Annotated in this window: 23 protein-coding genes; 6 read left to right on the top strand and 17 right to left on the bottom strand. The window is 61.3% G+C overall.

Going from position 1 to position 24,360, the window contains the following annotated elements:
• Window positions 1-41 precede the first annotated feature (41 nt).
• From M2497_RS29900 to M2497_RS29920, 5 genes are all read right to left on the bottom strand, one after another.
• Window positions 42-1,067, bottom strand: coding sequence for a putative 2-aminoethylphosphonate ABC transporter substrate-binding protein (locus M2497_RS29900; RefSeq protein WP_248485142.1), 1,026 nt, complete (start codon window positions 1,065-1,067; stop codon window positions 42-44).
• A gap of 18 nt (window positions 1,068-1,085) precedes the next feature.
• A complete protein-coding gene (locus M2497_RS29905; protein ID WP_248485143.1) occupies window positions 1,086-2,792 on the bottom strand; it encodes a putative 2-aminoethylphosphonate ABC transporter permease subunit in 1,707 nt (568 codons plus the stop codon).
• Between the two features lies 1 nt (window position 2,793).
• Window positions 2,794-3,858 carry a putative 2-aminoethylphosphonate ABC transporter ATP-binding protein gene (locus tag M2497_RS29910; RefSeq protein ID WP_248485145.1) on the bottom strand — a complete coding sequence of 355 codons (1,065 nt, stop codon included), beginning with the start codon at window positions 3,856-3,858 and terminating at the stop codon, window positions 2,794-2,796.
• 247 nt (window positions 3,859-4,105) lie between these two features.
• Complete coding sequence (locus tag M2497_RS29915; RefSeq protein ID WP_248485147.1) at window positions 4,106-4,969, bottom strand: LysR family transcriptional regulator; 864 nt, start codon at window positions 4,967-4,969, stop codon at window positions 4,106-4,108.
• Between the two features lie 16 nt (window positions 4,970-4,985).
• Window positions 4,986-7,238, bottom strand: a complete 2,253-nt coding sequence (locus M2497_RS29920) for a heavy metal translocating P-type ATPase (RefSeq protein WP_248485149.1) — start codon at window positions 7,236-7,238, stop codon at window positions 4,986-4,988.
• A gap of 85 nt (window positions 7,239-7,323) precedes the next feature.
• Here M2497_RS29920 and cadR point away from each other — a divergent pair, with 85 nt between their 5' ends.
• Window positions 7,324-7,764 carry a Cd(II)/Pb(II)-responsive transcriptional regulator gene (gene cadR / locus M2497_RS29925; RefSeq protein ID WP_248485151.1) on the top strand — a complete coding sequence of 147 codons (441 nt, stop codon included), beginning with the start codon at window positions 7,324-7,326 and terminating at the stop codon, window positions 7,762-7,764.
• 138 nt (window positions 7,765-7,902) lie between these two features.
• On the opposite strand, the gene M2497_RS29930 is transcribed toward cadR, so the two are convergent.
• Both M2497_RS29930 and lgt read right to left on the bottom strand, forming a co-directional pair.
• Window positions 7,903-8,736, bottom strand: coding sequence for a thymidylate synthase (locus M2497_RS29930; protein WP_071494804.1), 834 nt, complete (start codon window positions 8,734-8,736; stop codon window positions 7,903-7,905).
• A gap of 54 nt (window positions 8,737-8,790) precedes the next feature.
• A complete protein-coding gene (gene lgt, locus M2497_RS29935; protein WP_058426513.1) occupies window positions 8,791-9,603 on the bottom strand; it encodes a prolipoprotein diacylglyceryl transferase in 813 nt (270 codons plus the stop codon).
• A 212-nt stretch (window positions 9,604-9,815) separates the two neighbouring features.
• On the opposite strand from lgt, the gene M2497_RS29940 reads away from it, so the two are divergent.
• Window positions 9,816-10,562, top strand: coding sequence for an NRDE family protein (locus M2497_RS29940; RefSeq protein ID WP_248485152.1), 747 nt, complete (start codon window positions 9,816-9,818; stop codon window positions 10,560-10,562).
• Window positions 10,563-10,608: 46 nt separating this feature from the next.
• On the opposite strand, the gene ptsP is transcribed toward M2497_RS29940, so the two are convergent.
• Together ptsP and M2497_RS29950 are read right to left on the bottom strand one after the other, a co-directional pair.
• A complete protein-coding gene (gene ptsP / locus M2497_RS29945; protein WP_248485154.1) occupies window positions 10,609-12,888 on the bottom strand; it encodes a phosphoenolpyruvate--protein phosphotransferase in 2,280 nt (759 codons plus the stop codon).
• Window positions 12,889-12,910: 22 nt separating this feature from the next.
• Window positions 12,911-13,390, bottom strand: a complete 480-nt coding sequence (locus tag M2497_RS29950) for an RNA pyrophosphohydrolase (protein ID WP_003176750.1) — start codon at window positions 13,388-13,390, stop codon at window positions 12,911-12,913.
• A 143-nt stretch (window positions 13,391-13,533) separates the two neighbouring features.
• On the opposite strand from M2497_RS29950, the gene M2497_RS29955 reads away from it, so the two are divergent.
• Window positions 13,534-14,190 (top strand): HAD family hydrolase, encoded by a 657-nt coding sequence (locus M2497_RS29955; RefSeq protein ID WP_248485156.1) that lies wholly within the window; start codon window positions 13,534-13,536, stop codon window positions 14,188-14,190.
• Between the two features lie 102 nt (window positions 14,191-14,292).
• Here M2497_RS29955 and M2497_RS29960 read toward each other — a convergent pair whose 3' ends face one another.
• Both M2497_RS29960 and ilvA read right to left on the bottom strand, forming a co-directional pair.
• Complete coding sequence (locus M2497_RS29960) at window positions 14,293-14,706, bottom strand: DUF2269 family protein (RefSeq protein WP_248485158.1); 414 nt, start codon at window positions 14,704-14,706, stop codon at window positions 14,293-14,295.
• Between the two features lie 40 nt (window positions 14,707-14,746).
• Entirely contained in the window at window positions 14,747-16,261 is a 1,515-nt protein-coding gene (gene ilvA, locus M2497_RS29965) for a threonine ammonia-lyase, biosynthetic (RefSeq protein ID WP_248485160.1), read from the bottom strand.
• A 137-nt stretch (window positions 16,262-16,398) separates the two neighbouring features.
• On the opposite strand from ilvA, the gene rpiA reads away from it, so the two are divergent.
• The gene (gene rpiA, locus M2497_RS29970; RefSeq protein WP_248485162.1) at window positions 16,399-17,073 is read left to right on the top strand and encodes a ribose-5-phosphate isomerase RpiA; all 675 of its coding nucleotides are present in this window, start codon (window positions 16,399-16,401) and stop codon (window positions 17,071-17,073) included.
• Here rpiA and M2497_RS29975 read toward each other — a convergent pair.
• The 4 genes from M2497_RS29975 to M2497_RS29990 form a co-directional block, all read right to left on the bottom strand.
• On the bottom strand, window positions 17,060-17,968 hold the full coding sequence (locus tag M2497_RS29975) for an SdiA-regulated domain-containing protein (protein WP_248485164.1): 909 nt from the start codon (window positions 17,966-17,968) through the stop codon (window positions 17,060-17,062). The genes rpiA and M2497_RS29975 overlap by 14 nt on opposite strands.
• 120 nt (window positions 17,969-18,088) lie before the next feature.
• Window positions 18,089-19,015, bottom strand: a complete 927-nt coding sequence (locus tag M2497_RS29980; protein ID WP_248485165.1) for an SdiA-regulated domain-containing protein — start codon at window positions 19,013-19,015, stop codon at window positions 18,089-18,091.
• Between the two features lie 227 nt (window positions 19,016-19,242).
• Entirely contained in the window at window positions 19,243-19,908 is a 666-nt protein-coding gene (locus M2497_RS29985; protein ID WP_248485167.1) for a fumarylacetoacetate hydrolase family protein, read from the bottom strand.
• Window positions 19,909-19,929: 21 nt separating this feature from the next.
• The gene (locus M2497_RS29990) at window positions 19,930-21,324 is read right to left on the bottom strand and encodes an FAD-binding oxidoreductase (RefSeq protein ID WP_248485169.1); all 1,395 of its coding nucleotides are present in this window, start codon (window positions 21,322-21,324) and stop codon (window positions 19,930-19,932) included.
• A gap of 205 nt (window positions 21,325-21,529) precedes the next feature.
• Between M2497_RS29990 and serA the strand changes: the two genes are divergently transcribed.
• The gene (gene serA / locus M2497_RS29995) at window positions 21,530-22,759 is read left to right on the top strand and encodes a phosphoglycerate dehydrogenase (protein WP_058426502.1); all 1,230 of its coding nucleotides are present in this window, start codon (window positions 21,530-21,532) and stop codon (window positions 22,757-22,759) included.
• A 64-nt stretch (window positions 22,760-22,823) separates the two neighbouring features.
• Here the strand turns inward: serA and M2497_RS30000 are convergent, their stop codons facing one another.
• Window positions 22,824-23,264, bottom strand: a complete 441-nt coding sequence (locus M2497_RS30000) for a DUF4399 domain-containing protein (protein ID WP_248485181.1) — start codon at window positions 23,262-23,264, stop codon at window positions 22,824-22,826.
• A gap of 134 nt (window positions 23,265-23,398) precedes the next feature.
• Here M2497_RS30000 and M2497_RS30005 point away from each other — a divergent pair, with 134 nt between their 5' ends.
• Window positions 23,399-23,926 carry a transporter substrate-binding domain-containing protein gene (locus M2497_RS30005; RefSeq protein WP_248485183.1) on the top strand — a complete coding sequence of 176 codons (528 nt, stop codon included), beginning with the start codon at window positions 23,399-23,401 and terminating at the stop codon, window positions 23,924-23,926.
• On the opposite strand, the gene M2497_RS30010 is transcribed toward M2497_RS30005, so the two are convergent.
• Window positions 23,877-24,359, bottom strand: a complete 483-nt coding sequence (locus M2497_RS30010) for a DUF523 domain-containing protein (RefSeq protein WP_248485184.1) — start codon at window positions 24,357-24,359, stop codon at window positions 23,877-23,879. The genes M2497_RS30005 and M2497_RS30010 overlap by 50 nt on opposite strands.
• Window position 24,360 lies beyond the last annotated feature (1 nt).

A 24,360-nucleotide genomic window follows, 5' to 3' on the forward strand; every position in this document is an offset into this window, starting at 1 on the left:
GGGCTTGCCCCCGATAAGGCCAGTAGCCCTAACGAAAAACCTTACTGACCGGCAACCTTCTCCGATTTGCCGTCATAGCGCTTGCGCCACTCGGTCAAGATGCTGTCGCGGTTCTTCGACGCCCAGGCAAAGTCGTTCTTGATCAAGCGCTGCTCGTAGTCGGCCGGCAATTCGGTCTGCGGCTTGGCGATACCCGGCTGGGCGAGCACGGCAAAGTTGTCCTTGTACAGGCCCATGGCCGCCGGGCTGGCGGAGAAGTCAGCGAGCTTCTGCGCGGCGTCCTTGTGCGCGGTGCCTTTGATCACGGCGGTGGCTTCGATGTCCCAGCCCAGGCCTTCCTTCGGCAGGATGATGTCCAACGGCGCGCCCTGGCGCTTGAGTTGTACTGCTGGGTATTCAAACGAAATGCCGATCGGGAATTCACCGGAAGCGGCCAGCTTGCACGGCTTGGAACCGGAGTGAACGTACTGGCCGATGTTCTGGTGCAGGTCGTCCATGTACTGCCAGCCCTGCTTCTCGCCAAAGGTCTGCAACCAGGCGCTGACGTCGAGGAAACCGGTGCCGGACGAGGCAGGGTTAGGCATGACGATCTTGCCCTTGTACTCAGGCTTGGTCAGGTCCTGCCAGCTCACCGGCTTGGTCAGCCCCTGTTTCTCGGCTTCGACGGTGTTGAAGCAGATGGTCGCGGCCCATATGTCCATGCCGACCCAGGCCGGAGGGTTGGCGGCGTCGCGGTAGTGCTTGCCGATCTTGTCCAGGTCCTTCGGCGCGTAGTTGTCCAGCATACCTTGCTGGTCGAGGATCGCCAGGCTGGACGCGGCCAGGCCCCAGACTGCGTCAGCTTGCGGGCGGTCTTTCTCGGCCAGCAGCTTGGCGGTGATGATGCCGGTGGAATCGCGCACCCACTTGATCTCGACGTCGGGGTTAGCCTGTTCGAAGGCCTTTTTGTAGGTCTTCAATTGCTCGGCTTCGAGGGCCGTGTACACGGTCAACTCGGTTTTCGCGGCAAAGGCATTCACGCTGAATGCCGTGAGTACCGCCGCGACCAGCGCCAGGGGCTTGAACATGGAACACCTCCTTCAGGATTATTGGCCGGGCGCGGTCTGGCGCCAGGCTTGGGAGCGGCGCAGTGCGCCACGTGAGGCCCACGCCAGCAGCAGCGAGACGCCGGCCGACGTGAACAGGATCAGGGTCGACATCGCCGCCGCACCGCCCACGTTGCCGGCGTCGTCCATGTTCAACACGGCGACGGCGGCGAGGATGGTGTCGGGGCTGTAGAGGAAGATCGCGGCGGACACGGTGGTCATCGCCGACACGAACAGGTAGCGCACGATATCCAGCAGCGCCGGCAGGCAGATCGGTACCGTCACTTTCAGGTAATGCCGGTACAGCGGTGCCTTGAGGGACAGCGCGGCGGCTTCGAACTCGGCGTCCAGCTGACGCAGCGCCGTGGTGGCGGTCATCTGGGCGGTGGTCAAATAGTGCGCAATGGTGCACACCACCAGCAGGGTCATGGTCCCGTAGAACACATGCAGCGGGTTGCCGTTAAGGTTGAAAAAGAACACGTAGCCCAGGCCTAGTACCAGGCCCGGCACGGCCATCGGCACGAAGCTGAGCATGCGCAGGGCCAGGTTTAGGCCCTTCTGGCCCTTGGTTTTTTCCATCAGGTAGGCGCCGGTGAAGATCAGCGCGCTGCCGATCAATGCGGTGCACAGGGCCAGGGTCAGGCTGTTGCGATAGGCCAGCCAGCCGCCGCCGGCCGTGTCTTCGAACTGGTAATGGTTGAGGGACAGCGACAGGTTGTACGGCCAGAATTTAACCAGCGAGGAGTACACCGCCATGCCGAACACCAGCAGCAACACCGCGCAGATCAGCAGCACGATGGCCAGGTAACAGGCGTCTCTCAGGCGCGAGGGCACCGGTTGAAACACTTGTGCACGGCCGCTCATCGAATCGCCGTGACGACGGCGCAGCCAGGCATCCACCCCAAAGCTGAGCAGCGCCGGCAGCAGCAACACCATGCCGATCAGCGCACCGCGCCCGAACTGCTGCTGGCCGACCACGGCCTTGTAGGCTTCCAGGGCCAGCACCTGATAATCGCCCCCCACCACCACGGGCACGCCGAAGTCGGTGATGGTCAGGGTGAACACCAGGCAAAACGCGGCGAACACCGCCTGGCGCGTGGCCGGCCAGGTGATGCTGCGAAACGCCCGGGCCGGGCTGGCGCCCATGCTGGAGGCGGCATCGAACAGGCGTGCATCCGCCAGGGACAACGCCGACAGCAGAATCATCAAGGCATGTGGGAAGGTGTAGATCACCTCCCCCAGCACAATGCCCCAGAAACCGTAGATATTCTCCGAGAGCAACCCACGCAGCATGCCCTGGTTGCCAAACAGGTAGACCAGCGCAATGCCCGGCAGCATCGACGGCGCCATCAGCGGCAGCAGCGACATACCGCGCCAGATCGCCTTGCCGGGAATCAAGGTGCGTTGCAGGGCGTAGGCAAACAGGTAAGCCAGCGGTACGACGATGGCTGCCACGCTCAGGGACACTTTCAGGCTATTGCCCAGCAGCCAGTGGAAGTTGGCGCTGGTCACCAGCTCCCGCGCCGCCAACAGGCCACCGCCCTGCCCGGCCTCGCTGCTGAAACCGCGCCAGAAGATCGCCAGCAACGGCATCAATACAGCGATACCCAACAGCAACAGCCACAGCAGTTTGCCGCCGACGACGAAAATTCTGTCGCCGGTTTCGGCGCGGGAAACCTGGCGTGGCAGCGTCATGACAGCGGCCATCTCAGGCAAACACCTGCAGGCTGCGCGGCGGCAAGGCCACCCAGATGTCCTGGGCGCCCAGGCGCGGCATGGCTTCCGGGGCCAGTTCGGCGAGCAGCGGGTGGCCGGGCAATTGCTCCAGTTCAAAGCTCATGCGGCAGCGGTTGCCAAGGAAGGTGATCTCGCGCACCTTGGCCGGGAACAGGTTTTCTTCATGCACCGGCGGGTTGACGCTGATCGCCTCCGGACGGCAGAACAGGCGGCCCGACTTGGCCACGCCAGCATCGTCGGCCAGGCGCATGTTCATCCCGCCGACCTGGGCGTGACTGGCACTGTTGCGGCTGAACGGCAGCCAATTGCCCTGGCCGACAAACTCCGCCACGAACGGCGTGGCCGGGCGGTCGTAGATCTCCTGGGGCGTGGCGTATTGCTCGACCTCGCCGTTGTTCATCACGGCGATGCGGTCGGCCATCAGCATGGCTTCGTCCTGATTGTGGGTGACCATCAGCGTGGTGATGCCCAGGCGCCGTTGCAGTTGGCGCAGCTCGGTGCACAGATGCTCACGCACGCGGGCGTCGAGGGCCGACATCGGTTCGTCCAGCAATAACAATGAAGGCGCGGGCGCCAAGGCACGCGCCAAAGCGACGCGCTGCTGCTGGCCGCCAGACAGCTGGCCGGGGTATTTCTTTTCGCTGCCGACCAGGCCGACCAGTTCGAGCATCTGGCCAACACGCTGGCGCACTTCATCACGACCACTGCCGGTGAGGCCGTAGCCGATGTTCGCTTCGACGGTGAGGTTGGGAAACAACGCGTAGGACTGGAACAGGATGCCGTAGTCCCGCGCCTGGGGCGGCAGCCGGGACACATCGCGGTTGCCCAGGTAAAGCTCGCCACTGTCCTGGCGTTCCAGGCCGGCGATGCAGCGCAGCAAGGTGGTCTTGCCGCAACCGGACGGGCCCAGCAGGCACACCAGCTCGCCGGCGGCGACGTCCAGCGATACGTTATCCAGCGCGGTAAACGCGCCGAAGCGTTTCTGGATACCACGCACCTTCATGGGCGCGCCGGGTTGGGTCAGGGCTGTGTTCATGCAAGGCACCTCATCGAACGGATGAAGGCCATGCTAGGCAGGCAATGCGTCCCTCATGTGGCAGAAAGGCAAAACCCGGTGATAGTGGTATTGGTGGATTTGGGTAGGGCTCTCAGCGCTGAGTTGCCTGGTCTATCACTATCGGGGGCAAGCCCCCTCCCACATTAGACCCCGTTCTCATGTTGGAACTCGGTCAAGTGTGGGAGGGGGCTTGCCCCCGATTGGCCCTCAAGGCGATCACCACGCTTCAGAGCGGCGACATTTCCTGCGCCAACCCCAGAAACGCCGCCGGCAGGCGAGCACTTTTCCGCTCCTTGAGGCAGTAGAGGTACTCCGGAATCTGCGGCGCGTTCTCGAACGTCAGCACGCGCAATTGCGGGTCATGGGGCACTTCCTGGCGGGCGATGATGCTGATGCCAATGTTGCGCAGCACCGCTTCACGAATCGACTCGCGGCTGCCGATTTCCAGCAGCGGTCCGAAGCTCACACCTGCGCTCTGCAACAGTTCTTCGGTCAAACGTCGCGTGGTAGAGCCCGCCTCACGCATCAACAGCGTGTGCCCGGCCAATGCGTTGAGCGGCACATGGTCGAGCTTGGCCAACGGATGGTTGCGATGCACCGCCAGCACCAGCGGGTCGGTGCCCAGCACACGACGAATCAGGCGTGGGTCTTCCAGCAGTTGCGAGGAGGCGGCGACGTCGACACGGTAATCGTCCAAGGCTTCTAGCACTTGTTGGGAGTTACCGATTTCCACCGACACTTCCACTTGCGGCAGGCGTTCACGAAAGGCTTTGACCAGATCGAGGATGTAGTACGGTGCCGTGGCGGCAATCCTCAGTGCACCCTGGACCTGGCCATTGTTGCGTAGAAAAAATTCGATGTCGGCTTCTTGCTGCAACAGCGCCTTGACCATCGGCAGCAGCCGCGCGCCCTCGTCGCTGACGGTGAGGCGACGGCCGCCACGGTAGAACAGCTCAACACCGTATTGGCTTTCCAGGTTACGGATCTGGGTGGTGACCGTGGGTTGGCTCAGGCCGAGTTTTTTCGCCGCCTGGGTAATGCTGCCCAGGCGGGCGACCATGAAAAAAGCCTTCAACTCGGCACTCAGCACACCACCCTCTCATCGTTTATTTGCGCAACAGGCGCAGGCCATTGAACACCACCAGCAGGCTCACGCCCATGTCGGCGAACACCGCCATCCACATGGTGGCCATGCCCAGGAAGGTGACCGCGAGGAAGATCGCCTTGATCACCAATGCCAGGGCGATGTTCTGCTTGAGGATACTCGACGTTTGCCGCGACAGACGAATGAAAGCCGGAATCTTGCGCAGGTCATCGTCCATCAAGGCCACATCAGCGGTCTCGATGGCCGTGTCAGTACCCGCTGCGGCCATGGCAAAACCGATCTCGGCGCGAGCCAGGGCCGGAGCGTCGTTGATGCCGTCGCCAACCATGCCAACGCGGTGACCTTGGCCGTAGAGGGTTTCGATGGCTTGCAGCTTGTCGGTCGGCAACAGGTCACCCTGGGTCTGGTCGATGCCGACCTGGGTGGCAATCGCCTGGGCGGTGTGGGTGTTGTCACCGGTAAGCATCAGGGTCTTGATGCCCAGCTCGTGCAACTGCTGGATGGCTTCGCGGCTGCTGTCCTTGACCGTGTCGGCCACGGCGAACAGCGCCAGCGGGCCGGATTTGTCGAGCAGCAACACCACGGATTTGCCTTGTTTTTCCAGGGCGAAGAGTTTCTCTTCCAGCTCCGGCGAGCACAGGCCCAGGTCTTCCACCAGTCGGTGGTTGCCCAGGTGGTAGGTTTCGCCGTTGATCTCGCCACGCACGCCGCGACCGGCCAGGGCCACGAAGTTATCCACAACGTGGGTGGGCAGGTTTTTATCCACAGCCGCGTTGGCGATGGCCAGCGACACCGGGTGATCGGAACGCCCCGCCAGGCTGGCGGCCAGCGCCGGTGCGCTGTCTTCGACGTTGGGGAACAGCGCCAGGTAGTCGGTTTGCACCGGTTTGCCGTGGGTGATGGTGCCGGTCTTGTCGAGGGCCAGGTAGTCGAGCTTGTAACCCCCCTCCAGATACACGCCGCCCTTGATCAGGATGCCTTTGCGCGCCGCTGCCGCGAGGCCGCTGACGATGGTCACCGGGGTGGAAATCACCAATGCACACGGGCAGGCGACCACCAGCAGCACCAGGGCACGGTAGATCCAGTCGAACCAGGCGCCGGCCATGAACAGCGGTGGGATCAACGCCACGCCCAGCGCAAACAGGAACACCGCCGGGGTGTAGATCTTCGAGAAGCTGTCGACGAAGCGCTGGGTCGGTGCCCGGGCGCCCTGGGCCTGCTCCACCGCGTGAATGATGCGCGCCAGGGTGGAGTTGTTGGCGGCGGCAGTGACTTTATATTCCAGGGAGCCAGCCTGGTTGATGGTGCCGGCGAAGACTTTGTCGCCCACGGTCTTTTCAATCGGCAGGCTTTCACCAGTGATCGGCGCCTGGTCGATGGTGGATTGGCCAGCGGTGACTTCGCCGTCCAGGCCGATGCGCTCGCCAGGCTTTACCCGCACGATGGCGCCAAGATCGATACTCTTGACCTCTTGTTCAGCCCAAGACCCATCAGCCTGTTGCACGGTGGCCTGCTCGGGCGTCATCTGCATCAAGCCGCTGATGGCATTGCGCGCACGGTCCAGGGATTTGGCTTCGATCAACTCGGCCACGGTGAACAGGAACATCACCATCGCCGCTTCCGGCCACTGGCCGATCAGGATCGCTCCGGTTACCGCGATGCTCATCAGGGCATTGATGTTCAGGTTGAGGTTTTTCAGGGCAATCCAGCCCTTTTTATAGGTGGTGAGGCCGCCGCTGAGGATCGACACCAGCGCCACGATGGCAATCACCCAGGTCGGCGCGGCGTTAGTGAAGTGCAGCACTTCCGCCGCCAACGCGCCGATGCCGGACAACGCCAGCGGCCACCAATGTTTCTTGGCGGGCGGTTCGGCGGCGGGGGTGCCTTCTTCGATGGGATCGGCCTGCATGCCCAAGGACTTGATGGCGTCGATGATCGGCGCGGTACTCGGCAGGTCGTGGGTGACGCCGAGGATGCGGTTGATCAGGTTGAATTCCAGCTGCTGCACACCCGCAAGCTTGCCCAGTTTGTTCTGGATCAGCGTCTGCTCGGTGGGGCAGTCCATGGCTTCGATGCGGAAGGTGCTCAGCCGCGAACCGGCGGTGGGCGCTTCGCTCAATTGCACCAATGCCGGGGCCGGCGTGCCGGAGCAGCAGGAGCCGCCGTGGCCGTGGTCATGCACAGGGGTCAATTTCTTCGGGCCATGATCATGGTCGTGATCGTGCTTGTGCGGGGTGTGGATGGAATCGCTCATTCTGTCGCGTCCGTAAAGGTGCCTGTTGCCAAGTAAAGACCCTGTAGCCACTATAGGGTCAAGCACCCATTTGGAGATTGTTGCGATGAAGATCGGCGAACTGGCCAAACTGACCGACTGCCCGGTGGAAACCATCCGTTACTACGAGAAGGAAGGCCTGCTGCCGCCCCCGGCGCGCACCGACGCCAACTACCGCGTATACACCCAGGCACACACCGAGCGGCTGGTGTTTATCCGCAACTGCCGCAGCCTGGACATGACCCTGGAAGAAATCCGCAGCCTGCTGGGCCTACGGGACAGCCCACAGGACCAGTGCGAAAACGTGAATGCGTTGATCGACGAACACATCCACCATGTGAAGGCGCGGATCGATGGGCTGTTGGCGTTGCAGGAGCAATTGCTGGACTTGCGCCAACGCTGTGGCGGCGGGGATCAGTGCGGGATTCTGCAGCGGCTGGAAGTCAGCGGCAGTGTGTTGGCCAGTGAGGCTGAGCCTTCCCATGTGGGCAGAAGCCACGGCCATTAACTCAAACGAAGACGGTTCAAATGTGGGAGGGGGCTTGCCCCCGATGGGGAGTTCCAGCCACCCAATACTTAGCTGATCCACCGCTATCGGGGGCAAGCCCCCTCCCACACAAGCCACACCTTAAGACCAGGACAGCCTTCAGATCGCGACGTCGGCCTTGATGCTTGGGTCGGCGTCGTAGCCCACGATCTCGAAGTCTTCGAACTTATAGTCGTAGATCGACGCAGGTTTGCGCTTGATCACCAGCTCCGGCAGCTTCTTCGGCGTGCGCGCCAACTGGGTGCGGATCTGTTCCATATGGTTGCTGTAGGCGTGGGTGTCGCCGGTGGTGACGATGATCTCGTGGGGGATCAGGTCGCACTGCTGGGCCAGCATATGGGTGAGCAAGGCCAGCGCGGCGGTGTTGTACGGCAGGCCGAGGAATACATCGGAGCTGCGGATGTACAACTGCATCGACAGGTGACCGTCGTGCACGAACGCCTGGTACAGCAGGTGGCACGGTGGTAGGGCTTGTTTGCCGTTGCGCGCGTTTTCCTGCGGGCTCTGGGTTTCGTCGGGCAGGTACTCGACGTTCCAGCCGTGGAACAGGATGCGGCGGCTGTTGGGGTTGGTCTTGAGGGTGTGGACCATGTAGTCGATCTGGTTGATCGTGCCGCCGTCCTTGGTTGGCCAGGCCGTCCACTGCTCGCCGTACACCGGGCCGAGGTCACCCTCTTCGGTGGCCCATTCGTCCCAGATGCGCACGCCGTTTTCGTTGAGCCACTTGATGTTGGTGTTGCCGCTCAACATCCAGATCAGTTCATTGGCGATACTTTTGAAGTGAAGCTTCTTGGTGGTCAGCAGCGGGAAGCCGTCGGCCAAGTTATGCCGATACTGACGGGCAAACACGGCCTTGGTGCCGGTGCCGGTGCGATCGCCCTTGGTCAATCCATTGGTCACGACGTCGTTCAGTAGTTCGAGATATTGCTTCATGTGGGTACCCGTATCGTTGAAGCCCAGGCCAGATAAAGACCTGGGCATTCGAATTTAAAGCGCGGTGTTCTTCAGAGGTTGCGGGCGGTTGTACGCCCACCACAGCAGGCCCAGGCCGCCGATGATCATCGGCAGGCTGAGGATCTGGCCCATGGTCACCCAACCGAACGCCAGATAGCCCAGCTGCGCATCCGGTACGCGCACAAACTCGACGATAAAGCGGAAGATCCCGTAGAACAGCGCGAACATGCCGGAAACCGCCATGGTCGGGCGCGGTTTGCGCGAGAAAATGTAGAGAATAAGGAACAGTGCCACGCCTTCCAACGCGAACTGGTAAAGCTGCGACGGGTGGCGCGGCAATTGCGCCGGGTCGCTGAACGGCGGGAACACCATGGCCCACGGTACGTCGGTCGGCTTGCCCCACAACTCGGCGTTGATGAAGTTGCCGATACGCCCGGCGCCCAGGCCGATCGGCACCATCGGCGCAACGAAGTCCATCAGTTGGAAGAACGACTTGCCGTTACGGCGACCGAACCACCAGGCGGCGATCATCACACCGATGAACCCACCGTGGAACGCCATGCCGCCCTTCCACACTTCGAAGATCAGTGTCGGGTTGGCGATGTACGCCGAAAGGTCGTAGAACAGCACATAGCCGAGTCGCCCGCCGACGATCACTCCCATCGACAGCCAGAAAATCAGGTCGGAGAGTTTCTCCTTGGTCCAGGTCGGGTCGAACCGGTTCAGGCGTCGAGAGGCCAGAAACCAGGCACCGCCGATGCCGATCAGGTACATCAACCCGTACCAGTGGATTTTCAGCGGACCGATGGCCAGGGCCACCGGGTCGATCTGCGGGTAAGGCAGCATTGCGACTCCTCGTTAAATCATTCGTTAGGCGTGCGGACCATGCCGGTGTGCGATTAAGCCTGCGTTACAGCCGCTGTTTCAAATTAAGAAGTTCACACGCACCGAAACGCCAGGCATGTTAACGGATGGAAGGCGTGCCGCCCAACTTCGATACGATGGAACGCCTGCCGCTGTATGAGTAGAGTGACAAAAAACACAAAAGGGATCGCCTGATGTGCCTGATTGTTTTTGCCTGGCGGCCGGGCCACGCCCAGCCGCTGATCGTCGCCGCCAACCGTGACGAGTTCTACGCCCGCCCCAGCCTGCCGCTGGCCCAGTGGCCGGATGCGCCAGAGGTGTACGCCGGTCGTGACCAGGAAGCCGGTGGCACCTGGCTGGGCGTGAATGCCGATGGGCGCTTTGCCGCCCTGACCAATATCCGTGATCCGCACCAGCCACCGGCCCGTAAGTCACGGGGGGAGCTGGTTGCGCGATTTCTCAATGGCTCGCTGCCGATTGATGAGTATTTAGCCGACGTTAACGGCCGTTCAATTGAATATGCCGGGTTTAACCTGCTGGTGGGCACGCGGGATGAGTTGTGGCATTACAACGCCAACCATACCGAGCCGACGCGGCTGGCGGCCGGGGTGTATGGATTATCCAATGCGGGGCTGGATACGCCGTGGCCCAAGTTGCTCAAGGCCAAGGCGGCGTTGGGCGCGGTGCTGGATGATCCGCAACCAGAGGCGTTGTTGGATATTTTGAGTGACCCACAGACCGCGCCGTTTGCGGACTTGCCGGACACCGGGGTGGGCTTGGCGACGGAGAGCCTGCTGTCGAGCGTGTTTATTGCCAGCCCGAGTTACGGCACGCGGGCGAGCACAGCGCTGATAGTGAATGCCGACGGAACGCGGCGGATGGTGGAGCGCAGTTTTGGGCCGCATGGTGGGCGGCTGGGCGAAGTCGAAATCAACCTATAACCACACCGAAACCCAATGTGGGAGGGGCAAGCCCCCTCCCACATTTTTAAAGGGTTTTGGCAGAAGCCGGGTTGATCATCCGCGTCAGCCCCAGGTTCTTCAGGGCCAACTGCAACGAGCTGTGGATAACTTGCGGGTTGTCGATAGTCATCAACTCCGCCAGCAGCTCCTTGGCCATGCTCAGTTCCACCTGGCGCAGCATCCATTTCACCTTCGGCAAGTTGGTGGCGTTCATCGACAGGCTGTCAAAGCCCATCGCCATCAACAACACTGCCGCCGCCGGGTCACCAGCCATTTCGCCGCAGATGCTCACCGGCTTGCCTTCGGCATGGGCGTCGCGCACCACATGTTGCAGGGCTTGCAGCACCGCCGGGTGCAGGTAGTCGTAGAGGTCGGCAACCCGTGGGTTGTTACGGTCCACGGCCAATAGGTATTGGGTCAGGTCGTTGGAACCCACTGACAGGAAGTCCACCTGCCGTGCCAGTTCCTTGGCCTGGTACACCGCCGCCGGGATTTCGATCATCACACCAATCGGCGGCATCGGTACGTCGGCGCCTTCGTCGCGTACTTCGCCCCAGGCGCGGTGGATAAGATGCAACGCCTCTTCCAGCTCATGGGTGCCTGAAATCATTGGCAGCAGGATGCGCAGGTTGTTCAGACCTTCGCTGGCCTTGAGCATGGCGCGGGTCTGTACCAGGAAGATTTCCGGGTGGTCGAGGGTGACGCGAATGCCACGCCAGCCGAGGAACGGGTTGTCTTCTTTGATCGGGAAATACGACAGTGACTTGTCGCCGCCGATGTCCAGGCTGCGCATAGTCACCGGCAACGGGTGGAAGGCCTGCAGTTGCTCGCGATAGATCGCCAGCTGCTCCTTCTCACTCGGGAAGCGCTGGTTGATCATGAACGGCACTTCGGTGCGGTACAGCCCCACCCCTTCGGCGCCGCGCTGTTGCGCACGGGCCACGTCGGCGAGCAGGCCGGTATTCACCAGCAACGGCACACGGTGACCATCGGTGGTCACGCATGGCAACTCGCGCAATGAATCGAGGCCCAGCGCCAGTTGCTTCTCTTCCTCAACCACTTCGGCGTATTGCTTGCGCAGCACTTCACTGGGGTTGGTGAACACTTCACCGCGATGACCATCGACGATCATGTCGATACCATCCACCTTGGAATACGGCAGGTCCACCAGGCCCATCACCGTCGGGATGCCCATGGCCCGGGCCAGGATCGCGACGTGGGAGTTACCCGAACCCAGCACCGAGACCAGGCCAACCAGTTTGCCTTCTGGCACTTCGCCAAGCATGGTGGCGGTCAGCTCTTCGCTGATCAGGATGGTGTTGTCGGGGTAGACCAGGTTGGTGGTGCGATCTTCCTGCAGGTACGCCAGCAGACGGCGACCGAGGTCGCGCACATCCGAGGCCCGTTCGCGCAGGTAGGCGTCGTCCATCAGTTCGAAACGGTTGACGTGATCGGTGACCACCTGGCGCAGCGCGCCCTGGGCCCACTGGCCGGTCTTGATCACGGTCTTGACTTCATTACCCAGCGACGCGTCGTCAAGCATCATCTGGTACACGTCGAACAGCGCGCGCTCTTCGGGGCGCAGTTGGGTGGCCAGCTTGGTCGACAGGTTGCGCATGTCGGCGCGCACGCCTTCCAGGGCGGTCTTGAACAGTTTGATTTCAGCGTCGATGTCGGTGACGGTCTTGTCCGGCACCACGTCCAGATCCGCCGGCGGCAGCATGACCACCGCCGTACCGACCGCAGCGCCTGGCGAACCGGGTACACCAACGAACTTGGCTTCCTGGATACCCTTGCCTTCGCGCCCCAGGCCGCGAATCGAGCCGGTGGCTTCGGCGTGGGCGATAACCCCGGCGAGTTGCGCGCTCATGGTCACGAGGAAGGCTTCTTCACCTTCGTCGAATTGGCGACGTTCTTTCTGCTGGATGACCAACACGCCGACGACGCGGCGGTGGTGAATGATCGGCGCACCGAGGAACGAGGCGTAACGCTCTTCACCGGTTTCGGCAAAGTAGCGATAACGCGGGTGATCGGCCGCGTTTTCAAGGTTCAGGGGTTCTTCACGCGTCCCCACCAGGCCCACCAGACCTTCATTGGGCGCCATGCTGACCTTGCCGATGGAGCGCTTGTTCAAGCCCTCCGTGGCCATCAGCACAAAACGGTTGGTCTCGGGGTCCAGCAGGTAAACCGAGCAGACCTGGCTGCCCATGGCTTCCTTGACGCGCAACACAATAATCCCCAACGCCGCCTTGAGATCCTTGGCGGAGTTAACTTCCTGGACGATCTTGCGCAGCGTATTGAGCATGGCTCGGGGTCGAACTCCGTCGTCAGTCGCGCGCTAAAAGGCGCGGGGCAAGCTCTTTGAGCGCGCGACGATAAACCTCGCGCTTGAATGTCACCACCTGGCCCAACGGATACCAATAGCTGACCCAGCGCCAGCCATCGAACTCCGGTTTACCGGTCAAATCCATCCGCACCCGCTGCTCGTTGGAGATCAGGCGCAGGAGAAACCATTTCTGCTTCTGGCCGATGCACAGCGGTTGGCTGTGGGTACGCACCAGGCGTTGCGGCAAACGATAGCGCAACCAGCCACGGGTACAGGCCAGAATTTGCACATCTTCGCGCTCAAGGCCGACTTCTTCGTTCAACTCGCGGTACAAGGCGTCTTCAGGGGTCTCGTCGGGGTTGATTCCACCTTGAGGAAACTGCCAGGCATCTTGGTTGATTCGGCGAGCCCATAGCACCTGTCCGGCATCATTCGTAAGAATAATCCCGACATTAGGACGGAAACCATCGGGGTCGATCACGGCAACAACCTCGCAAACGCATGTCGCCGCATTGTTCCACAAAGGTTGATGAAGCGGCAACGAGGCTTCGTACCTTATGTGCACTCTTGTGAAAAGACCGTATTCTGGACGCCTTTTTACAGACTTTTCAGCGAGTAACTGCAATGCGCCTGGCTTTATTCGACTTGGACAACACCCTTCTCGGCGGTGACAGCGATCACGCCTGGGGCGATTACCTCTGTGAACGCGGGATTCTCGACCCGGTGGCCTACAAGGCCCGCAACGACGAGTTTTACCAGGACTACCTGGCCGGCAAGCTGGACAATGCCGCCTACCTGAACTTCTGCCTGGAGATCCTCGGCCGCACCGAGATGGCCCAGCTGGACGAGTGGCACAACGACTATATGCGCGACTGCATCGAGCCGATCATGCTGCCGCTGGCCATTGAGCTGCTGGCCAAGCACCGCGCCGCCGGTGATACGCTGGTGATCATCACCGCCACCAACCGTTTCGTCACCGCGCCAATTGCCGCACGCCTGGGCGTTGAAACCTTGATCGCCACCGAGTGCGAGATGGAAAACGGCCGCTACACCGGGCGCAGCACCGATGTGCCGTGCTTCCGTGAAGGCAAGGTGACGCGCTTGAACCGCTGGCTGGAAGAAACCGGGTACAGCCTTGAAGACAGCTACTTCTATAGCGACTCGATGAACGACTTGCCGCTGCTGGAGAAAGTGACTCACCCGGTGGCGGTGGATCCGGATCCGAATCTGCGGGCCGAGGCCGAGAAACGCGGGTGGCCGGTAATCACGCTGCGCAGCTGATGAAGCCATCGGGGGCAAGCCCCCTCCCACACTTGATCGGGTTCACACGGTCAAAATGTGGGAGGGGGCTTGCCCCCGATGCAGACGACTCGGTCCAAAGCCTTAAACCGGCTTGGCGCCCATCAGACCGGCAATCGCCACAAACCCCACCAGACTGACCACCGCCAGCACCAGCGTGAAGTTCAGGCTACCGCCCTCGCCTTTGCCCAGGCGATTGAGCCGCGCCACCAGCCAGAACCAGGCCAGCGCCGCCACGGTATAGAGGATGCTGGAGCCCAGGATCCAGGTCTGGCCCAGCGGCCAGCCCACCAGGTGCACCAGCCACCAGCCGGTAAACGGCATGCTGACCACGCATACGCCCATCAGCAACCAAACAAAGGCCCACGGGCGTTGCACGGTCGCCGCCGGGCCGGCGCTGCGTTTGCGCCAGGCCAGCAGCGCCAGGCCAAGGCCACTGAGCAGCAACACCACGGTGGCTGCCATGTGGATAACTTTCAGGGTGGTCAGGGTTTCCATGTGTCGTTTTCCTTAAAGGCCGCCCCCTCAGCGTAGTCGCTCAACCGAGGAACAGTTTGTAGGCCGGGTTATGGCTTTCATCCCAGTACGGGTAGCCGATGGCTTCCAGGGCGGCCGGTACCAGGTGACGTTCATCCGCCGGCACTTGCAGCCCGGCGACCACACGGCCGTCTGCTGCGCCGTGGTTGCGATAGTGGAACATCGAGATGTTCCAGCGCCCGCCCAATTTGTTAAGAAAGTTGAACAACGCCCCCGGACGCTCCGGAAACTCGAAGCGCAACACCACTTCATCGCTGACCTTGGCAGCGTGCCCGCCGACCATATGACGGATATGCAACTTGGCCAGTTCGTTCTCGGTCAGGTCCAGCACCGGGAACCCCTGGCGGGTCAGGCTGGCGATCAGGGCACTGCGCGGATCATTTTCCGGATGGGTCTGCACGCCGACAAAGATGTGCGCCTCGCTGCCGGAGTGGTAGCGATAGTTGAATTCGGTGATCTGGCGTTTACCCACGGCCTCGCAGAACGCCTTGAAGCTGCCGGGCTTCTCGGGGATGGTCACGGCGATGATGGCTTCGCGGCCTTCACCCAGCTCGGCGCGCTCGGCCACATGGCGCAGGCGGTCGAAGTTGACGTTGGCACCGGAGTCGATGGCGACCAGGGTCTGCCCGGTGACACCACGGGTTTCAACGTACTTCTTGATCCCGGCCACGCCCAAAGCCCCTGCCGGCTCGGTGATGGAACGGGTGTCGTCGTAGATGTCCTTGATCGCCGCACAGATCTCGTCGGTGCTCACGGTGATCACTTCATCCACATAGTCCTTGCAGATGTCGAAGGTGTGCTGGCCGATCTGCGCCACCGCCACGCCATCGGCAAAGATGCCCACGGTCGGCAGCACAACGCGCTCGCCAGCAGCCATGGCGGCTTGCAGGCAGTTGGAGTCGTCCGGCTCGACGCCGATGATCTTGATCTCGGGGCGCAGGTATTTCACGTACGCCGCAATCCCGGCGATCAGCCCGCCGCCGCCCACCGGTACGAAAATCGCGTCCAGCGGCCCTGGGTGCTGGCGCAGGATCTCCATCGCCACGGTGCCCTGCCCGGCAATGGTGTGCGGATCATCGTAGGGGTGAATGTAGACGTAGCCTTTTTCGTCGACCAGTTTCAGCGAGTAGGCCAGGGCTTCCGGGAACGAATCGCCATGCAGCACTACTTTGCCGCCGCGGGAGCGCACGCCTTCGACCTTGATTTCCGGCGTGGTCTTGGGCATCACGATGGTGGCCTTGACCCCCAGCACCTTCGCCGCCAGGGCCAGGCCCTGGGCATGGTTACCGGCAGAAGCCGTGACCACGCCGCGCGCACGTTCTTCGGCGCTCAGTTGGGTCAGCTTGTTGTAGGCGCCGCGAATCTTGAACGAGAACACCGGCTGCAAGTCTTCACGCTTGAGCCAGACCTGGTTGCCCAGCCGCTCGGAGAGCTGGCGGGCGGTCTGCAACGGGGTTTCTACGGCAACGTCGTAAACGCGCGAGGTGAGGATCTTTTTGACGTACTGTTCAAGCATCGGCGGATATCACTGGGCGGGTTGGGCAGGGCCAAGGAGTCTAACCCAGCGTTCGGGCGGGCGACCACACGAATCCAGAGGTTTTGTTGGGTTATACTCGCGCCCCTCGATAACTCCCCGCCCGTTCCGGAGCCCGCATGACCCAGGATCAACTCAAACAGGCAGTGGCCCAGGCCGCCGTCGATTTAATCCTTCCTAAACTCGACGACAAGAGCATCGTCGGTGTCGGCACCGGCTCCACCGCCAACTGCTTTATCGATGCACTGGCCCAGCACAAAGGCGCGTTCGACGGCGCCGTGGCCAGCTCCGAAGCCACCGCCGCACGCCTCAAGGGCCACGGCATTCCGGTGTACGAGCTCAACACCGTGAGCGACCTGGAGTTCTACATCGACGGCGCCGATGAAAGCGACGCGCACCTGAACCTGATCAAGGGCGGCGGCGCAGCCCTGACCCGCGAGAAGATCGTCGCCGCCGTGGCCAAGACCTTCATCTGCATCGCCGACGCCAGCAAGCTGGTGCCCGTACTCGGCGCCTTCCCGCTGCCGGTGGAAGTGATCCCGATGGCCCGCAGCCACGTGGCCCGCGAGCTGGTGAAGCTGGGCGGCGACCCGGTGTACCGCGAAGGTGTGCTGACCGACAACGGCAACATCATCCTTGACGTGTTCAACATGCAGATCACCAATCCGGTGGAGCTTGAAACTCAGATCAACGCGATTGTCGGCGTGGTCACCAACGGACTGTTCGCGGCGCGTCCGGCCGATGTGCTGCTGCTGGGCACCGCCGAAGGCGTCAAGACCCTCAAGGCTTCTTGAAGACGTAGAACAGGTTCGGCTCGCTGACGAGGTACAACGCGCCCTCGTCATCCATGGCGATGCCTTCGGCCTGCGGCACTCGCTTCGTCAGGCCATGGCGCCCGTTGAGCAGTGACAGACTGCTCAGCGGGCGACCGTCGATATCCAGTTCCAGCACCAGGAACGACTCATCCGACAGCGCCAGCAGATGGCCGCTGCGCTCATCGTATTGCAGGCTCGACAGGTCACGCACAAACAACCCGGCGTCGCGCTTGGGGTTATTGATCACGTGCACCGAGTAGGTTTTTTCCGGTTTGAAATGCGGGAAGCCATGCACCTCATAGATCAGCATCGGGTCGCGCTCCTTGGCCACGAACAGGCGCTTGCCCACCGAGTCGTAGGCCAGGCCTTCAAAGCCCTTGTTGCCACCGACATGCACACCCAGGGTCATCTGCTCCGCATCAGCGGCGTCGAGGAATTGGGTATCGTCGTCCACGTGCACCTTGATCAGCCGCTGCTGGCGCTCATCGCTGATGACATAGATGTTGTCGCTGATGAACTCCACGGCTTCGGCATCGCCAAACCCGATCAAGGGGATGCGTCGCAGGATCTTGCCTTCCAGGGACAACTCGATCAGCTCGGCGTTTTTATTGGTGACGGTGAACAGGCTTTTGCGCACCGGGTCGTAGGTTAGGGCCGACACATCGTCGTCGAGCCCCTCAATGGCCTGAGCCTCAAGCGTGACGCGGTAGTCCGCCAGCCCGATGGAGCGTTCGTCCGCTGGCTGGCGCCATACCTGCCAATTGAACCAGGCGCGTTCAAACAGACGAAAATGCTGCGCAACGGCCCCGGCGCTGACCAGGGTGATCAGCGCAAGCATGATAAACAGGGGTTTGGGGCGGGCTAGTCGTTGCATCGGGCGGGCTCAAAGTCAAAAGTGGCGAATGAATATCACGCCCGTCTGAATTTAAACTTAAACACGCCCGGATGTCTGGCAGATGCCGCTCACAGAGACCTATCTGACGTAATCGGTGTGCTATTTCTGCTTTTCGAACCGGTAGAACAGATTGGGCTCACTGACGATGTACAGCGTGCCCTCCTCGTCCATGGTCACCCCTTCGGCACGGGGAATGGTGTGCTTGATGCCGTTGAAACCGCCGAGCAAGGTCATGAAGCTGACTTGCTGGCCCTTCTCGTCCAGCTCCAGCAGCAGGTGGGAGTCGGCCGACAGCACCAGCAAATGCCCGGTACGCGGGTCAACAGCCAGGGCCGAGAGATTGCGCATGTCCAGTTCTTTGCTGGCCAGCTTTTGTTTATCGCCCGCCAGGGTCAAGCCGCCGTCGCTTTTCCAGGTGAACAACGCGGGCGGGCGCTCTTCGCCAAGGATCAACTGCTGGTTGCGCTTGTCCCAGGTGATGGCTTCGAAGGCCTTGTTCTGGTCCTTGGACGGGCCGAGGTCATAGCTGGTGAAGTCGGCCTTGTTCAGTTGGGTGGTGCTCGCATCGACCTTGACGATGGTCAGGGTGTGCTGCCGCTCGTCGACCACCGCCAACAGGCCATTTTCCATTACCGTCACGCCTTCCGGGTTGTCCCAGCCGTTGAGCGGCATCTTGCGCAGCACATCGCCTTGCAGGCTCAACTCCGCCAGGAACGGGTTTTTGCCCATCACGGAAAACAGGGTTTTGGTCTGTGGATTGTAGGCAACGTCCGACGCTTCGTCCTTCTCCATCCCCGGCAAAAGCTTGCCATCGATGACCGCATGGTAGTCAGGCAGCCATACGCTCTGCTGGCGTTCGGCCGGCGTCTCAAAGCGCTCCAGCACCCACAGCACACCGCGATCGTCCCAGTGCAGGGCCCAGGCCACGCCATACAGGATCACCCCTGTCAGCAACAGCCAGGAATACCAGCGCATGGCAAAACGGGAACGCGGCTTGGGTGAAGCGGAGGGCAGGGACACGGCCATTGGGCGCTTTTTCCGGAAAGTCAGCGTTAGGTGATAGCACAGGAACAACGGGCCTGCGCGCACGAGGCTGAGGATTATCCGGATGGCGTGTGAAAAAAATGCAAAAGCCTGAGATGTGGGAGGGGGCTTGCCCCCGATTGCTGAGTGTCAGGCAACAGATGTTTGACTGATAAACCGCTATCGGGGGCAAGCCCCCTCCCACAATGTTGACCGCGTTTTGTCAGTGCTTAACGAACAACGCTTTCAAAGCGATTCTGGCCCGCCAGTTCCAGCACCAACTCATCCCCCACATTCAACGGGCCTACACCGGCCGGCGTGCCGGTGAGGATCACGTCGCCCGCCTGCAGCGAGAAGCAGCCGGCCATGTGCTGGATCATCGGGATGATCGGGTTGAGCATCTGCGCGCTGTTGCCGTCCTGGCGCACTTCGCCATTGATGCTCAGGCGGATGCCGATGTCGGTGACATCGGCAAAGGTGCTGCCCACCACGAACGGTGCAATCACCGCCGCGCCGTCGAAGGACTTGGCGATTTCCCACGGCAGGCCCTTGACTTTCAGCTCGGCCTGTTTGTCACGCAGGGTCAGGTCCAGGGCCGGGGCGAAGCCGGAGATAGCGTCCAGCACTTCTTCACGACTGGGCTTGTTCGACAAAGGCTTGCCGATCAACACCGCGATTTCCGCTTCGTAATGCACCGAACCGCGTTCGGTCGGGATGCTGAAACCACCTTCCAACGGCACCACACAGCTGCCCGGCTTGATGAACAGCAACGGCTCGGTCGGCACCGGGTTATCCAGTTCCTTGGCATGTTCGGCGTAGTTACGCCCGATACACACCACTTTCCCGACCGGAAAGTGGATGTTGGTGCCGTCGACATACTTGTGCTGGTAGCTCATGGAACGACTCCTTCAGGGCGGTTAAACAGCGAAGATCTTGCCAGGGTTCATGATCCCGTTCGGGTCGAACACCGCTTTCACTGCCTTCATGTATTCGATTTCAACCGGCGAGCGGCTGTAGGTCAGGTAATCGCGCTTGGTCATGCCCACGCCGTGTTCGGCGGAGATCGAACCGTTGTACTTCGCGACGGTTTCGAACACCCACTTGTTCACGGTGGCGCACTTGGCGAAGAACTCGTCCTTGCTCAGGTTTTCCGGCTTGAGGATGTTCAAGTGCAGGTTGCCGTCGCCGATGTGGCCGAACCAGACGATTTCGAAGTCCGGGTAGTGTTCGCCGACGATCGCGTCAATTTCCTTCAAGAACGCCGGTACTTTGGAGACAGTCACCGAGATATCGTTCTTGTATGGGGTCCAGTGGGAAATGGTCTCTGAGATGTACTCGCGCAGTTTCCACAGGTTGTGCAGCTGGGTTTCGCTCTGGCTCATCACGCCGTCCAGCACCCAGCCCTGCTCCACGCAATGCTCGAAGGTTTCCAGCGCGTGGTTGGCGACTTCTTCGGTGGTGGCTTCAAATTCCAGCAGCGCATAGAACGGGCAGTCGGTTTCGAACGGCGCCGGCACATCGCCACGGCCCATGACCTTGGCCAGGGCCTTGTCGGAGAAGAATTCGAAGGCGGTCAGGTCCAGTTTGCTCTGGAACGCGTGCAAGACCGGCATGATCGAGTCGAAGTCAGTCGTACCGAGCACCATGGCGGTGAGGTTCTTCGGCGCACGGTCCAGGCGCATGGTGGCTTCGACCACAAAGCCCAGGGTGCCTTCGGCGCCGATGAACAGCTGGCGCATGTCGTAGCCGGTGGCGTTCTTGATCAGGTCGCGGTTCAGCTCCAGTACGTCACCCTTGCCAGTGACGACCTTTATGCCGGCCACCCAGTTACGGGTCATGCCGTAGCGAATCACCTTGATCCCGCCGGCATTGGTGCCGATATTGCCGCCAATCTGGCTGGACCCCGACGAAGCGAAGTCCACCGGGTAGTACAGGCCTTTTTCTTCGGCGACGTTCTGCAATTGCTTGGTGACCACACCCGGCTGGCACACGGCGGTGCGGTCGGTGAGGTTCACGTCGAGGATCTGGTTCATATAGTCGAACGACACCACCACTTCGCCGTTGGCCGCCACGGCAGCGGCCGACAGGCCAGTACGCCCACCGGATGGCACCAGCGCGACCTTGTGGGTATTGGCCCAACGCACGATGGCCTGGACCTGCTCAGTGGTCTTGGGGAAGACGATGGCGGTCGGCGCGGGTGCGAAGTGCTTGGTCCAATCCTTGCCGTAAGCCTCCAGGGAGTCTGCATCGGTCAGCACTTTGCCGGGCTCAACCAGGGTCTTTAGCTCATCAATCAGGGCAGGATGGGTCATCGACAGAACTCTCGAACAATTCATGGTCATCCTGAGAACGCTTCACGTCGCAGGAATGAGTGTTTAGCAGGGCGCGTATGCTAGCATACCGCCCCCGCAGGACAGAGCCCAAGGGCGTTTCTGCGGTGACGGCTTTCCTGCCGTCCGGGTCAGCTTAAGCGATCCGATTCCCTGCCATTTTTCTCCGGGATACAGGTTTACGCAGATGAGCAAGACTTCTCTCGATAAGAGCAAGATCAAGTTCCTTCTTCTGGAAGGCGTCCACCCATCGGCCGTCGAAGTTCTGAAGGCCGCCGGGTACTCCAGCATTGAGTACATCACCAGTTCTCTGCCGGAAGCCCAGCTCAAGGAAAAGATCGCCGACGCGCACTTTATCGGCATTCGCTCCCGCACTCAGCTGACCGAAGAAATCTTCGATCACGCCAAGAAACTCGTGGCGGTCGGCTGTTTCTGCATCGGCACCAACCAGGTCGACCTCTCTGCTGCGCGCGAGCGTGGCATCGCGGTGTTCAACGCACCGTACTCCAACACCCGTTCCGTAGCGGAGCTGGTGCTGGCCGAGGCCATCCTGTTGTTGCGCGGCATTCCCGAGAAGAACGCTTCCTGCCACCGTGGCGGCTGGATCAAGAGCGCGGCCAACTCCTTCGAGATCCGTGGCAAGAAGCTGGGCATCATCGGCTACGGCTCGATCGGTACCCAGTTGTCGGTCCTGGCTGAAGGCCTGGGCATGCAGGTGTTCTTCTACGACACCCTGACCAAGCTGCCATTGGGCAACGCCACCCAAGTGGCCAGCCTGACCGAGCTGCTGGGCATGTCCGATATCGTGACCCTGCACGTTCCGGAAACCGCTGAGACCCAGTGGATGATGGGCGAGAAGGAAATCCGCGCCATCAAGAAGGGCGGCATCCTGATCAACGCGGCACGCGGTACTGTGGTCGAACTGGACGCCCTGGCCGACGCGATCAAGGACAAGCACCTGATCGGCGCCGCCATCGACGTGTTCCCGGTTGAGCCTCGCTCCAACGACGACATCTTCGAAAGCCCGCTGCGTGGCCTGGACAACGTGATCCTGACCCCGCACATCGGTGGTTCCACCGCTGAAGCCCAAGCCAACATTGGCCTGGAAGTGGCCGAGAAGCTGGTCAAGTACAGCGACAACGGTACCTCGGTATCGTCGGTGAACTTCCCGGAAGTGGCCCTGCCGGCTCACCCTGGCAAGCACCGTCTGCTGCACATCCACCAGAACATCCCTGGCGTGATGATGGAGATCAACAAGGTCTTCGCGGAAAACGGCATCAACATCTCCGGTCAGTTCCTGCAGACCAACGAGAAGGTCGGCTACGTGGTGATCGACGTCGACGCCGAGTACTCGGACCTGGCGCAAGAGAAGCTGCAGCACATCAACGGCACTATCCGTAGCCGCGTGTTGTTCTAAGGTTTCAACCGCACCACGAAAAAGGGAGCCCCTCGGGGCTCCCTTTTTTGCATCTGAACAAATCTTACTTGACGTTAACCGTGATCACTTTCGAGGCTACAGTGGGCTCGAACTGGCGGTGCACGTTATCGCCCGCTACCAGCTGCAAGGTGTGTTTGCCTGGGGTCAATGTCAACTCGGTTTCGGTTTGCGCCTTACCGAAATGAATCGAGGTGGCAGTGGCCGGGATAGCCTCGTCTGCTTTGAGCGACGTCACGTCCTGGTCGACCAGCAGGTGATGGTGACCGGCACCTGGCACCTGCTTGTCGATCGGTTCCAGGTCCAGACCCTTCACGCCAAATTTGACGGTGAAGGTCTTGTCGACGGTCGCGCCATCTTTGGGCGATACGATAAACACCTCGGCGCCTTTGGGGGCGGGGGTGCGCGGAACATCAGCAGCATTCGCCAACATCGAAGCACCCAGCATCAGGGAGGCCAGGGTGGCACGGGACAAAAGGGCTTTCATTCGCTTCTCCAGTTTTTCTGTGAAATCTGTAGGGTTATGACAACTTCGCGACAAATTGCTGTCCAAGGCACTCAACACCATAGCAAAGCGATGCTGACCGGCGCCTCGCACATAAAAATTCTCTAGGAGTGACCATGCGCTTTTCGCCTGGCCTGTTACTGCTGCTTCCCCTTCTGAGCCCCCTGGCTCACGCCGAACTGGTCGATGATGTGTTCGATCGTGGCGAACTGCGCATCGCCCTTGAAGCCAATACGCCACCGTTCAACTTCAAGGACGGCGACAAACTCACCGGTTTTGAAGTGGAACTGGGTGAACTGCTGGCCAAGGAAATGGACGTGCGCTCCTCGTTCATCACCACCGATGACGCCGACTTGCTGCCAGGGGTGGCAACCGGCAAGTACGACGTGGCCATCAACCATATCGCTAAGACTGCCGACCTTGAGGATCAGTTCGATTTCAGTGAGGCTTATCGCGAGAAGCCCGATTTGGTGATCCCGTTCCAGAAGGGCAACCCCGCGTTCAAGACGAGCCTGGACGGCGCGCTGAAGCGGGTGAAGGAGGATGGCCGGTTAAAGGCGCTGTCGCAGAAGTGGTTTGACGCAGAAGCCCCGACTACAACTGCGCCAGTGCCTGCGCAGCCTCAGGTAACTCCAACTCACTGAACACCTGCACGCCGTGGCGCTTGAGCAGCGCCGCGGTTACGCCCTCGCCACTCACTTTCACGCCGGTAAAGGTACCGTCATAAGTGAGCAGGTTGCCACAGGACGGGCTATTGGCCTTGAGCACGGCGATGCGGATAGCGTGGCGTTCAACCAGCGCCAGTGCCTGGCGGGCGCCATCAAGGAACGCTGCGCTGAAATCTTCGCCCTCAGCCGTCAGCACCTGGGCACGCCCCTCCCACACATCCACGCCCTGCCCGCCTGGGATCTCGGCAGCAGGTCGTGGCGTTGGCAAACCACCCGACACTTCCGGGCAGATCGCAACCACACGCCCTTCGGCCTGCCACGCCGCCAATTGGTCGAACGGCCCGCTGGCCCCGCCGTCGTAACGCACCTTGTGCCCGAGCAGACAGCGGCTGATCAGAATCTTTTGCATG

This window comes from Pseudomonas sp. CYM-20-01, from assembly GCF_023169845.1.
Classification (GTDB): domain Bacteria; phylum Pseudomonadota; class Gammaproteobacteria; order Pseudomonadales; family Pseudomonadaceae; genus Aquipseudomonas; species Aquipseudomonas azotoformans.

Bases quoted from the DNA above. Each gene is read 5' to 3' on its own strand.
- M2497_RS29900 (WP_248485142.1), bottom strand. From the start codon at position 1,067: ATGTTCAAGCCCCTGGCGCTGGTCGCGGCGGTACTCACGGCATTCAGC.
- M2497_RS29905 (WP_248485143.1), bottom strand. From the start codon at position 2,792: ATGGCCGCTGTCATGACGCTGCCACGCCAGGTTTCCCGCGCCGAAACC.
- M2497_RS29910 (WP_248485145.1), bottom strand. From the start codon at position 3,858: ATGAACACAGCCCTGACCCAACCCGGCGCGCCCATGAAGGTGCGTGGT.
- M2497_RS29920 (WP_248485149.1), bottom strand. From the start codon at position 7,238: ATGAGCGATTCCATCCACACCCCGCACAAGCACGATCACGACCATGAT.
- cadR (WP_248485151.1), top strand. From the start codon at position 7,324: ATGAAGATCGGCGAACTGGCCAAACTGACCGACTGCCCGGTGGAAACC.
- M2497_RS29930 (WP_071494804.1), bottom strand. From the start codon at position 8,736: ATGAAGCAATATCTCGAACTACTGAACGACGTCGTGACCAATGGATTG.
- lgt (WP_058426513.1), bottom strand. From the start codon at position 9,603: ATGCTGCCTTACCCGCAGATCGACCCGGTGGCCCTGGCCATCGGTCCG.
- M2497_RS29940 (WP_248485152.1), top strand. From the start codon at position 9,816: ATGTGCCTGATTGTTTTTGCCTGGCGGCCGGGCCACGCCCAGCCGCTG.
- ptsP (WP_248485154.1), bottom strand. From the start codon at position 12,888: ATGCTCAATACGCTGCGCAAGATCGTCCAGGAAGTTAACTCCGCCAAG.
- M2497_RS29955 (WP_248485156.1), top strand. From the start codon at position 13,534: ATGCGCCTGGCTTTATTCGACTTGGACAACACCCTTCTCGGCGGTGAC.
- M2497_RS29960 (WP_248485158.1), bottom strand. From the start codon at position 14,706: ATGGAAACCCTGACCACCCTGAAAGTTATCCACATGGCAGCCACCGTG.
- ilvA (WP_248485160.1), bottom strand. From the start codon at position 16,261: ATGCTTGAACAGTACGTCAAAAAGATCCTCACCTCGCGCGTTTACGAC.
- rpiA (WP_248485162.1), top strand. From the start codon at position 16,399: ATGACCCAGGATCAACTCAAACAGGCAGTGGCCCAGGCCGCCGTCGAT.
- M2497_RS29975 (WP_248485164.1), bottom strand. From the start codon at position 17,968: ATGCAACGACTAGCCCGCCCCAAACCCCTGTTTATCATGCTTGCGCTG.
- M2497_RS29980 (WP_248485165.1), bottom strand. From the start codon at position 19,015: ATGGCCGTGTCCCTGCCCTCCGCTTCACCCAAGCCGCGTTCCCGTTTT.
- M2497_RS29985 (WP_248485167.1), bottom strand. From the start codon at position 19,908: ATGAGCTACCAGCACAAGTATGTCGACGGCACCAACATCCACTTTCCG.
- M2497_RS29990 (WP_248485169.1), bottom strand. From the start codon at position 21,324: ATGACCCATCCTGCCCTGATTGATGAGCTAAAGACCCTGGTTGAGCCC.
- serA (WP_058426502.1), top strand. From the start codon at position 21,530: ATGAGCAAGACTTCTCTCGATAAGAGCAAGATCAAGTTCCTTCTTCTG.
- M2497_RS30000 (WP_248485181.1), bottom strand. From the start codon at position 23,264: ATGAAAGCCCTTTTGTCCCGTGCCACCCTGGCCTCCCTGATGCTGGGT.
- M2497_RS30005 (WP_248485183.1), top strand. From the start codon at position 23,399: ATGCGCTTTTCGCCTGGCCTGTTACTGCTGCTTCCCCTTCTGAGCCCC.
- M2497_RS30010 (WP_248485184.1), bottom strand. From the start codon at position 24,359: ATGCAAAAGATTCTGATCAGCCGCTGTCTGCTCGGGCACAAGGTGCGT.